The sequence below is a fragment of the Burkholderia territorii genome, assembly GCF_902833055.1.
GTDB classification, from domain to species: domain Bacteria; phylum Pseudomonadota; class Gammaproteobacteria; order Burkholderiales; family Burkholderiaceae; genus Burkholderia; species Burkholderia territorii.
The window spans coordinates 1-15,271 of record NZ_CADFEJ010000015.1 but is presented as its reverse complement, the minus strand read 5'-3'; the positions used below and the strand labels follow the sequence as shown (position 1 = coordinate 15,271).

The 15,271-nt window shown below is 66.3% G+C and carries 15 protein-coding genes; 6 read left to right on the top strand and 9 right to left on the bottom strand.

Annotation, left to right across the window (positions count from 1 at the left end; translation table 11 throughout):
* Positions 1-170 precede the first annotated feature (170 nt).
* Positions 171-704: a class IV adenylate cyclase gene (locus HW466_RS22485; RefSeq protein WP_059452553.1), complete on the top strand. Its 534-nt coding sequence runs from the start codon at positions 171-173 to the stop codon at positions 702-704.
* Between the two features lie 62 nt (positions 705-766).
* Here the strand turns inward: HW466_RS22485 and HW466_RS22480 are convergent, their stop codons facing one another.
* Positions 767-1,252 carry an Lrp/AsnC family transcriptional regulator gene (locus tag HW466_RS22480; RefSeq protein ID WP_006408082.1) on the bottom strand — a complete coding sequence of 162 codons (486 nt, stop codon included), beginning with the start codon at positions 1,250-1,252 and terminating at the stop codon, positions 767-769.
* A 106-nt stretch (positions 1,253-1,358) separates the two neighbouring features.
* Here HW466_RS22480 and phhA point away from each other — a divergent pair, with 106 nt between their 5' ends.
* Both phhA and HW466_RS22470 read left to right on the top strand, forming a co-directional pair.
* Positions 1,359-2,285, top strand: a complete 927-nt coding sequence (phhA, locus tag HW466_RS22475) for a phenylalanine 4-monooxygenase (RefSeq protein WP_174905907.1) — start codon at positions 1,359-1,361, stop codon at positions 2,283-2,285.
* A gap of 115 nt (positions 2,286-2,400) precedes the next feature.
* Positions 2,401-2,709, top strand: coding sequence for a 4a-hydroxytetrahydrobiopterin dehydratase (locus HW466_RS22470; RefSeq protein WP_151006279.1), 309 nt, complete (start codon positions 2,401-2,403; stop codon positions 2,707-2,709).
* A gap of 92 nt (positions 2,710-2,801) precedes the next feature.
* Here the strand turns inward: HW466_RS22470 and HW466_RS22465 are convergent, their stop codons facing one another.
* Positions 2,802-3,032, bottom strand: a complete 231-nt coding sequence (locus HW466_RS22465; protein WP_006756491.1) for a DUF3717 domain-containing protein — start codon at positions 3,030-3,032, stop codon at positions 2,802-2,804.
* Between the two features lie 123 nt (positions 3,033-3,155).
* On the opposite strand from HW466_RS22465, the gene HW466_RS22460 reads away from it, so the two are divergent.
* Entirely contained in the window at positions 3,156-3,848 is a 693-nt protein-coding gene (locus tag HW466_RS22460; RefSeq protein ID WP_006401494.1) for a response regulator, read from the top strand.
* Between the two features lie 118 nt (positions 3,849-3,966).
* On the top strand, positions 3,967-5,451 hold the full coding sequence (locus HW466_RS22455) for a sensor histidine kinase (RefSeq protein WP_060345971.1): 1,485 nt from the start codon (positions 3,967-3,969) through the stop codon (positions 5,449-5,451).
* Between the two features lie 88 nt (positions 5,452-5,539).
* Here HW466_RS22455 and HW466_RS22450 read toward each other — a convergent pair whose 3' ends face one another.
* The 7 genes from HW466_RS22450 to mnmC all read right to left on the bottom strand — a co-directional run bounded on the left by HW466_RS22450 (position 5,540) and on the right by mnmC (position 14,443).
* Positions 5,540-6,070 (bottom strand): SET domain-containing protein, encoded by a 531-nt coding sequence (locus HW466_RS22450; RefSeq protein WP_059505609.1) that lies wholly within the window; start codon positions 6,068-6,070, stop codon positions 5,540-5,542.
* Between the two features lie 188 nt (positions 6,071-6,258).
* Positions 6,259-7,371, bottom strand: a complete 1,113-nt coding sequence (locus HW466_RS22445; protein ID WP_059452549.1) for an NADH:flavin oxidoreductase/NADH oxidase — start codon at positions 7,369-7,371, stop codon at positions 6,259-6,261.
* A 203-nt stretch (positions 7,372-7,574) separates the two neighbouring features.
* Positions 7,575-8,285, bottom strand: a complete 711-nt coding sequence (locus tag HW466_RS22440; RefSeq protein ID WP_059452690.1) for a glutamine amidotransferase — start codon at positions 8,283-8,285, stop codon at positions 7,575-7,577.
* Positions 8,286-8,313: 28 nt separating this feature from the next.
* Positions 8,314-8,952: a MarR family winged helix-turn-helix transcriptional regulator gene (locus HW466_RS22435; protein ID WP_151005511.1), complete on the bottom strand. Its 639-nt coding sequence runs from the start codon at positions 8,950-8,952 to the stop codon at positions 8,314-8,316.
* Positions 8,953-9,457: 505 nt separating this feature from the next.
* Positions 9,458-10,573 (bottom strand): YbdK family carboxylate-amine ligase, encoded by a 1,116-nt coding sequence (locus HW466_RS22430; protein WP_006490006.1) that lies wholly within the window; start codon positions 10,571-10,573, stop codon positions 9,458-9,460.
* A 15-nt stretch (positions 10,574-10,588) separates the two neighbouring features.
* Positions 10,589-11,803, bottom strand: a complete 1,215-nt coding sequence (locus HW466_RS22425; RefSeq protein ID WP_059452547.1) for a cation:proton antiporter — start codon at positions 11,801-11,803, stop codon at positions 10,589-10,591.
* A 675-nt stretch (positions 11,804-12,478) separates the two neighbouring features.
* Positions 12,479-14,443 carry a bifunctional tRNA (5-methylaminomethyl-2-thiouridine)(34)-methyltransferase MnmC2/FAD-dependent 5-carboxymethylaminomethyl-2-thiouridine(34) oxidoreductase MnmC1 gene (gene mnmC, locus HW466_RS22420; RefSeq protein WP_174905908.1) on the bottom strand — a complete coding sequence of 655 codons (1,965 nt, stop codon included), beginning with the start codon at positions 14,441-14,443 and terminating at the stop codon, positions 12,479-12,481.
* 389 nt (positions 14,444-14,832) lie between these two features.
* Between mnmC and HW466_RS22415 the strand changes: the two genes are divergently transcribed.
* The gene (locus HW466_RS22415) at positions 14,833-15,111 is read left to right on the top strand and encodes an HU family DNA-binding protein (protein ID WP_006401505.1); all 279 of its coding nucleotides are present in this window, start codon (positions 14,833-14,835) and stop codon (positions 15,109-15,111) included.
* Positions 15,112-15,271 lie beyond the last annotated feature (160 nt).

Here is a 15,271-nt window from a genome sequence, read left to right as displayed (position 1 = left end):
GGCAGCTGCCCGATCGGCGCTCGCAGGTGACGCACGTTATCGCGCACGGGCTCGAATCGCCTCTCCGCGGCGCATCGCCGCGTCCCGCCTTGCCGTCACGCCACCATCGCAGGCTTTTTGCTAGATTGTGCGTTCGCACACCGCGAGACCCCTGATTGAAGGAGACCCGCATGGCCCGCAACATCGAGATCAAAGCCCGCGCCCGCGACTTCGAGCGGCTGCGCGAACAGGCGGCCGCACTGGCCACCGAAGCGCCGCTCTTCTACCGCCAGCAGGATTTCTTCTACGACGTGCCGCGCGGCCGGCTGAAGCTGCGCCGCTTCGAGGACGGCACGCCGGCCGAGCTGATCTTCTACCAGCGCGACGACCGTGACGGCCCGAAGGCGTCGTACTACACGCGCAGCCCGGTCACGAACCCGGACGCGATGCACTCGCTGCTCGCGACCGCGCTGACCACGCGCGGAATCGTGACGAAGGAACGGCACGTGTACCTCGTCGGCCGCACGCGGATCCACCTCGACCGCGTCGACGGCCTCGGCGACTTCATCGAACTGGAAGTCGTGCTCGGCCCCGATGACGACGAAGCCGGCGGCGAAGCCGAAGCGCACGACGTGTTCGCGAAGCTCGGCGTCGCACAGGAGGACCTCGTCGCGGTCGCATACGTCGACCTGCTGAACGCCGACGCGCAATCCGAAGCCGCCTGATCCCGCGCTGCTCGCGGCGACGCGTTGCGCGTGGCGCCCCGCCGCCGGCCCGGCTCCCCGCGTCAGGCGGCGCCGGGCGCCAGATGCGCGAGCGGCAGCGCGCCGTTGCGCTTGAAGGTCGTCAGCACGATGTTCGAGCGCACGCTGTCGACGCCCGGCACGCGCATCAACTTCTTCATCACGAACTGCGACAGCGCGTTGAGATCCGGCGCGACGATGCGCAACAGATAGTCGGCGTCGCCGACCACCGCGTGGCATTCGAGCACCTCGGGCAGCACGTCGATCTGCTGCTGGAACTGCTCAATGATCGAATCGCCGTGGTGCTTGAGCTTCAGGCTCGTGAACGCGGTGACGCCGAGCCCGAGCTTTTCGGGCCGCAGCATCACGCGGTAGCCTTCGATCACGCCGGCCGCCTCGAGCCGTTGCAGCCGCCGCCCGATCTGCGACGGCGACAACGGCACCTCCTCCCCGAGCTGCTGGTGCGTCGCGCGCCCGAAGCGCTGCAGCACGTCGAGAAGCGCGAGATCGAAGTGATCGAGTTCCAGCATGAACATTCTCCGCATTGATTCGTGTTTGGATGCGCGATTATCGCATCGAAAGGCAAATCAACGCCATCTTTGCGCCCATTCCGCACGTCGCCCGCTCTACACTTGCATGGTTCCCAACCACTGCATTCAGAGCCGCACCATGTCCACCGTCGTCACCGCGAAACTGCAGGAGCAGTTCGACGCGGGCCTCGAAACCCGCGCCGATTTCACCATCGACCAGCCGCTGGAACGCTACGGCCAGGTCGACCACGCGGTGTGGCAGCAGCTCTATGCGCGACAGTCGGCGCTGCTGCGCGGGCGCGCGTGCGACGCGTTCGTCGCGGGGCTCGGGAAGATCGAGCTGCCGGCCGATCGCGTGCCGTCGTTCGCCGACGTGAACCGCCAGCTGAAGCCGGCCACCGGCTGGGAGATCGTCGCGGTGCCGGGCCTCGTGCCCGATCGCGTGTTCTTCGAGCACCTCGCGAACCGGCGGTTTCCGGTCACCTGGTGGATGCGCCGCCCCGATCAGCTCGACTACCTGCAGGAACCCGACTGCTTCCACGACCTGTTCGGTCATGTGCCGCTGCTGATCGAGCCGGTGTTCGCCGACTACATGCAGGCCTACGGCCGCACCGCGCTCGCGGTCGCGGACGACGAAGCCGCGCTCGCGCGACTGGCGCGTCTCTATTGGTATACGGTGGAGTTCGGCCTGATCCGCGACCCGAACGGCACGAACGGGCTGTCGATCTACGGCGCCGGCATCGTGTCGAGCAAGGGCGAGAGCCTGTACAGCCTGGAAAGCGCGGCGCCGAACCGGCTCGGTTTCGACCTCGAGCGCGTGATGCGCACGCGCTACCGGATCGACACGTTCCAGAAGACCTACTTCGTGATCGACGACTTCGCGCAGTTGTTCGCGCTGGCCGACGTCGACGGCCGTGCGCTGGCCGACCGGCTGGCCGCGCTGCCCGAATTCCCCGCTGGCGCGGTGGTCGACGGCGATGTCGTGCTGCATCGCGGCACGGGCGAAGGCTGGCCGGACGACGCCGACGCATGAGAAAGCGGGCGGCCGCCTCCGGATGCCCGTCCCGCAACTATGAAACAATGAACGGTACCGGCTTTGTCGCGTGGCCTTTGCCCGCGCGCAGCGCCGTTACCGAACGAGGTGCAACATGATTCACAAGCTCACATCAGAAGAACGCAAGACCCGGCTCGAAAGCCTGCCGCACTGGACGGCCGTGCCGGGCCGCGACGCCATCCAGCGCAGCCTGCGCTTCACCGATTTCAACGAGGCATTCGGCTTCATGACGCGGGTCGCGATCAAGGCGCAGGAAATGAACCACCATCCGGAATGGTTCAACGTGTACAACCGCGTCGACGTGACGCTGTCGACCCACGATGCGGACGGCCTGACCGAACGCGACATCGCGCTCGCGACCTTCATCGACCAGGTGTGCGCACATACCGATCCGGCCGCCTGAGCCTATCCTCTACCGCCGCGCGTCTTTCGACGCGCGGCGCGTCAACTTTTCATTTCGCTGAACGTTTTCTAGGATGTACTCAGCGAAAGCCTTCAGCTTTCCAAGCCATCCTTAAGGCGCACGTAAGTCTCGTACGCTTTCCTCGCCTTGGGGTCCAAACCTTCCAGTTGCAGCGCGCCTTCGCGCTGTACAATCAGCAGCGCATACGGCTTGGAAAGCGCGCTGGCCTCTTCGCAGAGTTTGAGTTCGTCGCCGCTCGACGGCGAGCGGGCGCGCCAGAAATTGATCGCGGCTTCGAGGTCGTGGATCGAAATATCGGACATGATTGGATTTAATCGTTCGCTGGCCGCCATGCTTGATTGTCAGGCGATGCGGCGCCCCTGTGGAAACGGCGTCGTGCTGTCCGCGTGCCTGAACCGCCAACCCATTGTACTTGAGCGAACTTCATGCGACTCCTTCTGATCGAAGACGACCGCCCCATCGCACGCGGTATCCAGAGCAGCCTCGAGCAGGCTGGCTTCACCGTCGACATGGTGCATGACGGCATCTTTGCCGAACAGGCGCTGGCACAAAACCGCCACGAACTCGTGATCCTCGACCTCGGCCTGCCGGGCATCGACGGCATGACGCTGCTCACGCGTTTCCGCCAGACCAATCGCCACACGCCGGTCATCGTGCTGACCGCGCGCGACGAACTGAACGACCGGATCCAGGGCCTGAACTCCGGCGCCGACGATTACATGCTCAAGCCGTTCGAGCCGGCCGAGCTCGAAGCCCGCATCCGCGCGGTGATGCGCCGCAGCGGCCCGCACAGCGACATGCCGCGTCCGGAAGTGTCGCTCGGCGGCGTCCGGCTGTCGGGCGTCGATCGCCGCATCTTCAACGACGACAAGCCGCTGGAGCTGTCGCCGCGCGAATTCGCCGTGCTCGAAATGCTGCTGCTGCGCCACGGCCGCGTGGTCAGCAAGGCCCAGCTGCAGGATCACCTCACGCACTTCGGCGGCGATCTCGGCGACACCGCGATCGAAGTCTACGTGCACCGGGTGCGCAAGAAACTCGAGCAGTGCCGCGTCGAAATCGTCACGGTGCGCGGCTTCGGCTATCTGCTGCAGGAAATCCGCCAGACCGCGAGCGTCTGAGCGGCGCGCCGCCCGCCGGCCGGCCACGGGCCGTCGGCGAGCAGCCCTGCCCGCGTCGCCGTCCGACGCACGTCCGCGCCGCTCCCCGTGAGCGGCGCTTATCCATTTGCCCGACGAAATGTCTTCTGATCCGGCTGTCACCACCAGCCTGCGCCGCTCGCTGCTTCGGCGCCTCGCCGCGCCGCTGTCGATGCTCGCGCTGATGAGCGGCCTGATTGCCTATTGGCTCGCGTGGCAATACACGCAACACGTGATCGACCGCTCGCTCGCCGATCTCGCCACCGCCATCTCGAAACAGATCCAGATCGCCGGCCCCGACGCGCCGTTCACGGTGCCGCCGCTCGCGCAGGCGATGTTCTCCGATCCGGCGGAGGCGCTGATCTACCGGATCAGCGACGGCGAACAGGAACTCGCCGGCGACCCGAAGCTGCCGCTGCGCGGCATCAACGTGCGCCGCATGCATCATGCGTACGTGTTCGAGGCCGAGTACGACAATCGCGCGGTGCGCGTCGCGCAAGTGCGCGTCGACGATGTCGAGGGCGGCAAGCCGATGGTGGTCGAGGTCGCGCAGCCGGTGCGGCACCGCTACCGGATCGCGGCCGAATTCCTCGTCGCGATCATGATGCCGCTGTTGCTGCTGCTGCTCGCGGGCTGGGGCATCGTGTGGCGCGTCGTGAACCAGCAGCTCGGCCCGCTCACGCATCTCGCCGATTCGCTGAACCGGCAGACCCACACGTCGCTCGAGCCGGTCGACGAAACCGACGTGCCGCTCGAGATCCGGCCGCTGACGAGCGCGATGAACGCGCTGCTCGGCCGCCTGAAGACCGCGCTCGACGCGCAGCGCAAGTTCATCGCCGATGCCGCGCACCAGTTGCGCACGCCGCTCACGGCCGTGAAGCTGCATGCCGAGCAGGCCGCCGTCGCGCGCGATCCGCAGCAGACCTACGCCGCGGTGCGCGAACTGCGCGCGGCCGCCGACCGCGCGGTGCGGCTGTCGAACCAGTTGCTGTCGCTCGCGCGCGCGGAGCCGGGCGAACAGGCCGCGCGTTTCGTCGACGTCGACCTGGCCGCGATGGCGTTCGAGACGGGCGCCGAGTGGGTGCCACGCGCGCTCGCATCGCATGTCGACCTCGGCTTCCAGCGCAGCGACGATCCCGGCGAAGACGAAACGTTGAACGTGCGCGGCAACCCCGTGCTGCTGCGCGAAGTGATCGCGAACCTGCTCGACAATGCGCTGAAATATGTGCCGCTCGCGCGGCCGGTGGGCGCGCGCATCACTGTGAACGTCGCGCGCGGCGCGCTCGAGAGCGGCCAGCCGGCCGCCGAGATCGTCGTCGAGGACAACGGGCCGGGCGTGCCGGCCAGCCAGCAGGCCGACCTGTTCAAGCGCTTCTTCCGCGGCGATGCGCAAAGCGGCAACGGTGTCGAGACGGGTGCCGGGCTCGGGCTGGCGATCGTGCACGACATCATCGCGATGCACGGCGGTACGGTGTCGTACGAGGATGCACCGGAAGGCGGTTCGCGGTTCGTCGTGCGGGTGCCGCTCGCCGAGCGCACCGCGAAGCCGGCAAGCGAGATGCCGGCGGCAACGCCGACGCACTGAATCGCATGCGCGCGCCCGCCGGGACGGAGGGACCGGCGCGCCGCAGCGAGCCGGGGACGCGGCCGCGCGCGATGCGCGGCCCCGGTCGTCACTTCTTCTTTTTCTTGTCCTTCGCGCCGGACTCGGACTTGCCTTCCTTCTTGTCCTTCTTCTTTTTCTTCTTGCCGTCGTCGTCCGGCGTGGCGAGCAACGTGCCGCGACACGTGATCGCGCCGCAATGGCACGCGTATTCGCGCTTGAGCTTCTTGGTCAGCTTCTCGTCGATCACGAGGCCATAGTCGTAGAACAGCTCTTCTTCCGGCTCGATATCGCGCAGCGCGTGGATGAACACGCGGCCCTTGATCTCCTCGGCCTCGCAGTTCGGCGCGCACGAATGGTTGATCCAGCGCGCGCTGTTGCCGTTGATCTTGCCGTCGATCACGCCGCCCTCTTCCAGTGCGAAGTAGAACGTATGATTCGGCTCGTTCGGGTCGTGCGGATGACGGCGCAGCGCTTCCTTCCACGAAATTCGCTCGCCCTTGTATTCCACTACGCGTTCGCCGGCCTTGATCGGCTCCACCGCGAACACGCCCTTGCCGTGTATTCCCGAGCGGCGTACCGCGATCCTGCGTGAACTCATCGATCGAATCCTTTGAAGACGACTTGAATGGAAGACGGCCGCATGCGCGTGTTGCGCGGCCCTGCGCCGTGCGAAACGAAAACGCGGCACCGGTCGGTGCCGCGTCGGGGCATGCGGCGAATCACCCGCATCCTACACGTTCGAGATTGCTTCGTTCAACATCGCGCGCAATATCGCGCGCATGACGCTCAACGCTGGCCGAATGCGATGTCGCCGAACAACGCCTTGTGCTCGCGCGGCTGCGAACGCCAGTACTGCGGCGGCGCCGACACCTGCGCGCCGAGCTCGGCGGCCGCATGCCACGGCCAGCGCGGGTCGTACAGCATCGCGCGCGCCATCGCGACGAAATCGGCATCGCCCGCCTCGATCAGACGGTTCGCATGCGCGGGCTCGTTGATGAGGCCGACCGCGATCGTCGGCATCCCGACCGCGCGCTTCACCGCCTGCGCGAACGGCACCTGGTAACCGGGCGACAGCGGAATCTTCTGCAGCGGCGACACGCCGCCGGACGACACGTCGATCCAGTCGCAGCCGCGCTGTTTCAATTCGTGCGCGAACGCGATCGTATCGTCGAGTTCCCAGCCGCCCTCGACCCAGTCGGTCGCCGACACGCGCACGCCGACCGGGCGGTCCGCCGGAAACGCCGCGCGCACCGTCTCGAAGATCTCGAGCGGAAAGCGCATCCGGTTTTCGCGCGAGCCGCCGTATTCGTCGGTGCGCTGGTTCGCAAGCGGCGACAGGAACTGATGCAGCAGGTAGCCATGCGCCGCGTGCACTTCGATCGCATCGATGCCGACGCGCGCGGCACGCTTCGCGGCGGCGGCGAATGCGTCGCGGATCCGGTTCAGGCCGGCCGCGTCGAGCGCGAGCGGCGGCGTCTCGCCGTCCTTGTGCGGCAACGCCGACGGCGCATGCGGCAGCCAGCCGCCATCGGCGACGGACACGAGCTGGCCGCCCTTCCACGGCACCTCGCTCGAGGCCTTGCGCCCCGCATGCGAGAGCTGCATCGCGACACGGATCGGCGAATGCTTGCGGATCGCCGCCAGCACGGGCTCGAGCGCCGCTTCGGTCACGTCGTCCCACAAGCCGAGGTCGCCGGCCGTGATGCGCCCGTCGGGCTCGACGGCGGTGGCCTCGATGCAGAGCAGGCCCGCGCCGGACAGCGCGAGATGGCCGAGGTGAATCATGTGCCAGTCGGTCGCCTCACCGCGCTCGGCCGAGTACTGGCACATCGGGGAGATCACGATCCGGTTCGGAAGGGTCACGCCGCGCAGCGTGAACGGAGAAAACAGCGCTGTCATGGAGGCCGCTCGCCAGGAAAGGGAAAGAGCGGACGAGCGTAGCACGCGGGCTCGAAGCCTGCTGGCAGCCTGTTCGGCAGTAAGCGGATGGTTAGGGAGAGCCGGCGTGCAGCCGGCAGCGAGGCAGCGCGCACGCGGCGCGCGGTGGTGCACCGGCCGGCAATGCCCGCTCGCGAGTCACGCGAGATGCCGCTCGCGCGGAATCAAAGCCCGACGCTGTCGAGCCACTCGTCGAACATGCGTCGTGCGGCCGCCTCCAGCACGGGGCCGTGCCGAACGGTGTCCGCGCGCAACTGGCGCGCGTCGATGCCGGGCGTCGACGCGATTTCACCGGCGTTGCCGATCAGCCAGGGTTCGAAGCGGTCGGTGCGGATTTCAGGATGGCATTGCAGCGCCAGCACGTGCTGCCCCCATGAGAATGCCTGGTGGCGGCATGCCGGCGTCGATGCGAGATGAATCGCGCCACCCGGCAGATCGAACGTATCGCCATGCCAGTGCAGCATCGAAGTCGCCGCGCCGTCGAGGTGGCGCAGCGGCGACGCGCGGCCCGCGTCGGTGAGCGTCAGCGGCGCCCAGCCGAGTTCCTTCTGCGCAGCCGGGTAGACGCGCGCGCCGAGCGCGCGGGCGATGAACTGCGCGCCAAGGCAGATGCCGAGGATCGGCAGTCCGGCGTCGATGCGCTGGCGCACGAGTGCCGCGAGCGGCGCGATCGACGGATACTGCGCGTCCTCGTACACGCTGAGCGGTCCGCCCAGCATCACGAGCAGCGCCGGCTTGAGCGCGTCGAGCGCCTCGACGCGCGACGATCCGACATCGACGTAACGCACCCGACGCCCACGCGCGCCGAGCACCTGCTCGAAGCTGCCGAGGTCCTCGAAATGCACGTGGCGGATCGCCACCACTTCCGCGTTCATCATCGGCCTCCCGGTCGATCGACGGACGTCAGCCGGCGAACACCTTCCAGGTCTTCTTCTGCGTCGCCGCGTCGGCTTCTTCATGCACCGAGCAGTCGAGACGCAGATCGCTGTCGGCCATCGACAGATCGAGCGCCGCGCAGTGATGCACCGTCTTCTTCGACTGCTTGCCCGGCTGGAAATGCGTGCACGTGAGGCACATGCGCTGCTGCGGCGTCGCACCGGCCACCTGGAGCTCGCGCAGCGTCTTCAGCAGCGCGCGGTACAGCACGCCCTGCTCGTCCGCGCCGAGCTTGCCGACCGCTTTCGTCAGGAATTCAGGCCATTGCAGCGCCTTCTTCGCCGCGGTACGGCCGCGGGCCGACAGGCGCACGGCGAGCGCACGGCCGTCGTCCAGTGCGCGACGCTTCTCGACGAGCCCCTTCGTCTCGAGCGTGCTGACCGCATCGCTGGTGGTCGCAGCCGTGAGCTGCGTCTCGCGCGCGATTTCGCCGAGCCGCATCGGGCCCTTGCGTTGCAGCAGCAGCACGAGGATCTCGCCCTGCGTCGGCGTGAGGCCTGCACCTTCCGCCCAATCCCATGCCTGGCTTCGCATGGCCGTACTCAACCGCAGCAAGCTGTGGGTCACACGTCCCGAAGCCTGATTCCCGTAAACGCCTTCGCTCATAGTCTTTTCGCTTTGCCGCCGCCCGGATCGCCGAGCAGCCGTAGTGTGGAGATCGAATGTCTATCTCAAAACAGACGCTCGTTGAAGAGCGTCGACACGGCCGTCGCGAGGCACACGCGGCGGTCGCGTTCGCGGCGACCGGTGAGACACGGGTCGTTCCGGTGTCCGCAAAGCCGACATTCTAAGCGAGAGCGGAAAATCGCACAGCTAAGTTATCCCCTTCATTCTGTGGAAAATCACTGGATAACCGGTTTTTTTCGTTGTGCCGGCGATCTCCGCCGGCGCCGCGACGGAACGCGCAAACATTTTCCTGTTCGAATCGGCCACAGTGCCGACCGAGCCGATCCACCGGGTTATCCATCCCGCAGAGCGTTGACTTTGCAGCGGAATATCGGGTTATCCACAGATTCTCAGGACCACTGGCGACGCGCGACGCATGAATCGGCGCCAAATGGCGTTCAGTGAATCGCCGCGCGGTCGAGCCTGTAATCTGCAAAACATTTTTTCATTCACGCCAGCGCAGGCACTGCTGGCGAACCGTCTCGTTCAGCGATTTTTCCTGTTTGAAAACGGTTCTCAACCATGATGCGTCATTCACGCGCGCCTTCGCGAGCGCGCCGATCTCGTCGAGCGCCGCGCGCGAGCCGAGCGCGGCCGCATGCGGCGCGATCCGGTCGAGCGTGTCGAGGATGTCTTCCGCGATCGTGCGGCGCTCACCTGTCTGAGGATTGACGCAGGTGCCCTCGAGCCCGAAGCGGCACGCTTCGAAGCGGTTGAACGTGTAGACGAGATAGTCGTCCTCCGACAGCTTCAGCGGCCGGTCGGTCAGCAGGTAGCGCGCGAGCGTCTGGATGTAGCAGGCGATCGCGGCCGCGCGGTCGACCGACAGCGGCGTGTCCATCACGCGCACCTCGATGGTCCCGTAGCCGGGCTTCGGCCGGATATCCCAGTAAAAGTCCTTCATCGAATTGACGACGCCCGTGTTGACCATCTTCGTGAAGTACTCCTCGAAGCTGTCCCAGGTCAGCACGAACGGCGCACGGCCCGACAGCGGGAACGCGAACACCGAATTCAGGCGCGCCGAATGGAAGCCGGTGTCGACGTTCTGCACGAACGGCGACGACGCGGACAGCGCGATGAAGTGCGGAATGAAGCGCGACATCGAATGCAGCAGGAACAGCGCGCTGTCGGGATCAGGACAGCCGATGTGCACGTGCTGCCCGAACACGGTGAACTGCTTCGCGAGATAGCCGTACAGCTCGGAGATGTACTGGAAGCGCGGCGCGTCGTAGATCTGCCGGTCGCTCCATTGCTGGAACGCGTGCGTGCCGCCACCGGCGAGCCCGACGTTGAGCTGGTCGGCCGCCTTCACGAGCACGTCGCGGATCGCATGCAGCTCGCTGACCGCCTGCTCGTGCGAATGGCAGATGCCGGTCGACAGCTCGATCATGCTCTCGGTAATTTCGGGCGTGATGTTGCCGGGGAAGGTCTCGCCCTGGATCAGGCGCATCAGGTCGGATGCCGCCTTCGTCAGGTCGTAGTTGTGCGTGTTGACGACCTGGATCTCCAGTTCGACGCCGAACGTGAACGGTTCGGAATTGACGAAAGTCTCGAGTGCCATGGCAGGTTCCGGAAATCAGTTGCCGTCGCTGCGTTCGCTGACCGCCGACAGGCAGCGGTAGACGACGAACGGGCTGACGAGCTGCAAAATCACGATCGTGCACATCACGATCGCGCGCAGGTGCGGGTCGAAATTCGGATAGAGCTGATAGGTGTCGTCGACGAGCAGATACGACAGCGCGGACATCGGCGTGAGCGCGATGCCGAGCGCGATGCCCTGCTTCATCCCGATCCCGCTCGGCTTGGCGAACGCGACGACGCCGGCCAGTTTCGCGACGAGGCGCGTGACGATCAGCACGATCGCGAGCAGCCCGCCGAGTGCGATGTCGCCCCAGGTGAACGACGTGAGCGTCAGCACGAACAGCACCACCGTCAGCAGCCAGCCGGCCGTGCCGAAATGCTCGGGCCACAACTGCGGCCGCGCTTCGAGGTTCTTCACGATGATGCCGGCGAGCAGCAGCGTGAGCAGCGTCGACAGCTTCAGCGCCTGCGCCACCGCGATCGCGAGCATCACGAGCCCGAACAGCGCGACGAACGAATGCTCGTCGCGCATCGTCGAGGTCATGTGGCGGAACAGGTAATTGCAGGCACGCGCGACCAGATACGCGACGATGAACGAGCCGGCGATCAGGTAGACGGGCTGCAGGATCGTCGCGAAAACGTTCCCGTATGCCTCCTGGTGGAGCCAGCTCGTGACGAGCTTGGTGAGCACGATCGCGTACACGCTGTTCAGCGCGGTCAGCGTGATGAGGCGCTGCGACACCTGCCCTTCCGCGCGCAGTTCGGTCTTGAGCTGGATGACCATCGACGGCGACGTAGCGATCGCGATCGCCGACAGCACGAGCGCGACCATGCCCGACACGCCGAGCGCGAGCATCACGAACAATACGAGCACGAACGTCAGCGTCGCCTCGGCGAGGCTCGACGCAATGAGCCACGGATTGCGGCGAATCCATTTCAGGTCGAGGCGGCTGCCGAGTTCGAACAGCAGCAGGCCGAGCGCGACGTCGATCAGCAGGCGCGACGTTTCGTCGGTGCTCGCGTCGATCACGCCGAAACCGAACGAACCGGCGATGAGACCGATCACCGCATAGCCGGTGATGCGCGGCAACCGCCATGCGCGGTAGCACAGCTCGCCGCACAGGCCGGCCGCGAACAACGCGAGCCCGGCCCAGAACACGGCATCCGGCGCGAGCGGCCAGTTTGGCAGGAATGAGAACGCCGACTTCATCGTGGTGACTTCTCCTTTGGAAGCAATCGCCAGCGGCGCGGGGTCAAGCGTCAGAAATGAGATGCACGCCGGCTGGGTATCGCCCCGAGTGTGATTGTTGTGGTCGACGACGGCGGGACATGGGATCCGCCTTTTTCCGCCGTCCGGCGGAACTGTCGTTCAGGCTGCCGATCTGGATTGTCGGCCTGGTGTGTGAACGGACTGCGCAGTCTCGAAGATTCAGATTCGAAATCGTGCCGACCGTTCCATTGAAGCATGTCCGGCGCCTGGCCGAACGAACGCGAAGGAAACCGATTGTGCCACAGCTTTTTCGCTCCGGAACCGATCGAATCGACTCGCGGCCCTGTGAGGCGGCACAGGTCTTTGGTTTCAATGGTTTACTTGTATATATACGTAGTAGAAGTTAACAAGACCCGCACAGTTCTGTGGATAACTTCGGTTTACGCAACAAGATCAATGTGTTGGCACAGCCATAACCCGTTGCACAGGTTGTTTGCTCACAGAGGTTTGAGTTGAGCAACTTTCGGGCCGCTCGATGACTGTGCCGAGTTGCCCAGTTTACGTCCACTGTGATTGCACACGAACTGCGCGTGGATTCCGCGCGGTTATCCACAGCATCGAGTGGATAACCTTGCGCGACAAAATCGAAGTACTGTGAGGATTCCGCCAGCGAGATCAGCCGATCTGGCGGCCGCGCAGCGCGCGGATCAGGAACCGGGCCGGGTCGACGGCATCGGCGAGTTCGCGCTCGAGCGGCAGCGGCTCGCCTTCGAGTTGCGATGCGATCAGCTCGGCGCCGAGCGCGGCCCATACGAGGCCGCGCGAACCGTAGCCGAACGCGCCGTAGAGGCCTGCGGTGCGTGGCAGGTCGCGCGCCTTCGCACCGCTCAGCGCGCGCGCGTTCGCGACGGTCTGCGCTTCGTCGGCAAGCGGGCCGATCACCGGCACGCGGTCCGCGACGACCCAGCGAAACGCGACGCGCCCGCGCAGCGTCCCGACGTCCGGCAACTCGCCGATCAGGCCGGGCAGCAGATGCCGCACACGCGCGATGTTTTCGACATGCCCGGCGGTGCGCAGCGCCGGATCGAGGTCGTCGGGTTCGAACGTTGCACCGATCAGCAGCGTGCCGTCGTCGAGCGGCACCGCGTAGCCGTCGCCGATCGCCGGGCACGGCAGTGGCGCCGTGCTGGCGGGCGGCAGCAGCGTGAGCTGGCCGCGCACCGGTTGCAGCGACACATGCCGCAGGCCCGCAAGACGCACGGCATCGCCCGCGTTCGCGAGCACGGCGACCGGCGCTTCGGCGAGCGTCTCACCTGCCGTATCGACCGCGCGCCACGTGTGGCCATCACGCTCGAGTCGAGCGACTGCGGTGCCGGCCAGCAGCTTCACGCGCTCACCGGCGGCCGCGACTTGTGCGGCGCAAAGCCCGGCCGGCCAGACGGCGCCGCCGTGCGGAAACAGCAGGCCGCCGTGCGCGACCGGCAGATTCAGATGCGCGCGCGCGGCCTCGGTGCCGAGCAACGACGCGTATTCGGACGGCGCACCGAGCGCGTCGAACGCAGCGCGCATCCGCACGAAATCGTCCTCCGATTCAGCGAGATGGATCATCCCGCGTGTGCTGCGCGCGAACGCGTGGCCCGCATGCTCGAGCGCGCGCCAGCGTGCGAGCGCATGCAGGAAACCGCTGCGCGTGAGGCGGCTCGCGACGTTGTCGTCGCGCGTCATCAGCGGATGGAATACGCCGGCCGGATTGCCCGATGCGTCGCTGGCGATCCGCGCGTGCCGCTCGATCAGCGTGACGTTCCAGCCGCGCGCGGCGAGCCGTTCGACGACCGCGCAGCCGGCCAGACCGGCGCCGATCACGATCGCCTCGCGCGCGGCAACCGGCAAGGCGCGCGGCGGTTCGTGCCGGCGCATCCGCCAGCGCGGCGCGTATTCGCCGACGCGTAACGCGGGCTCGCCTGCGCAATCGTCGACGTCGCGACTCGTGAAGCCCGTTTCCTCGAGTGCCTGTTTCAACGCGTCGTCGCGAACGTGCGTCGCATAGGTCGCGCCAACGCCTGCGATGCGCGCGAGCGCGCGCGTGATGTCGGGCGACAGCAGATCGCCGTGCGCGGCCTGCGCTGCATTGCCATTGCCGAGATAGAACGCATCCGCGCGTGCGACGAGCTGTTGCAACATGCCGAGCGCATCGCCGAACGCGAGCGTGAGCACCACGCGTCCTTCGTCGAATTCGAGACGGTGCAGGCCGGGCACGTGCATCGGCCACGCATCGACCAGTGCGTCGGCATTTTTCGAGATGGTTGTGTCCGCAACGATATGGGAAACGGCTCGCCGCAGGTCCTCGCGTGTGAACGGATGCGGTTCGATCGCGACGAAATGCAGCCGCTCGCAGCGTGCGGGGTCGTCGCGCCACGCGGCCCACGTCGCGAGAAACCGGCCGCCTGCGCCGAAACCCGTCTCGATGATCGTGAACGTGCGGCGGCCCTGCCAGCGGGCCGGCAGCCCGTTGCCGGCGAGCATCCGGCCGGCGTGTGCGCGTGCGCGCGACGCGTCGCGAGGGAGCTCGCCATACTCGGGCGAGACGAGAATGCCGTCGTCGCGGCGGGCGAGCGTGGCGGGAACGAGTCGGTCGGGCATGCGAAACAAAAAACGTGGCAGCCAAGCCTGGCAAGGGATTGCGCGGAGGCGTCCGGCGGGCCGTTGGCAAAAACCAACGGCGTTGCGCGACGGCGTGCCCGGCTGCGTATCCTGTCCGGTTGGCGCAGGTCAAAAAACGGGCAATCGACGATTCATTCGGCGAAATACCGATGAAAATCTTTGAAACCCTTGTCGTTATTGGGTTTGCGCTGCGCTATCATAGCAACGCCGTACCGCGGGGTGGCCGCCGGCAAGCCGGACGGCACGTCGCGCGGGCCAGGATTCGGCGCTGTGCCGTCGGAGTCTGACTCTCGACGGCACGGTTCGCGCACGTATAATCGGCGCGTTCGCGCTGTTCGTGTCAAACCTAACCTGAAAAAGGAACCTTAATGAACAAACAGGAACTGATCGACGCCGTCGCCGCCCAAACGGGCGCCAGCAAGGCTCAAACCGGCGAAACGCTGGACACGCTGCTCGAAGTCATCAAGAAGGCCGTGTCGAAGGGTGATGCGGTTCAGCTGATCGGCTTCGGCAGCTTCGGTTCGGGCAAGCGCGCAGCACGTACGGGCCGCAACCCGAAGACGGGCGAAACCATCAAGATCCCGGCAGCCAAGACGGTCAAGTTCACGGCTGGCAAGGCGTTCAAGGACGCCGTCAACAAGCGTTAATCCAGCGCCTGTTCCAAAAAAACCCGCCTTCAGGCGGGTTTAATAGGATGGTCAGCCCGATCCTCACTCAGCGGACTACGCTGAGTGAGGATTTTGTCCTTCTGGAGGGCCATCATGGACACGGTATCGCTGATCGGAGTCGATCTCGGCAAGCACTGCT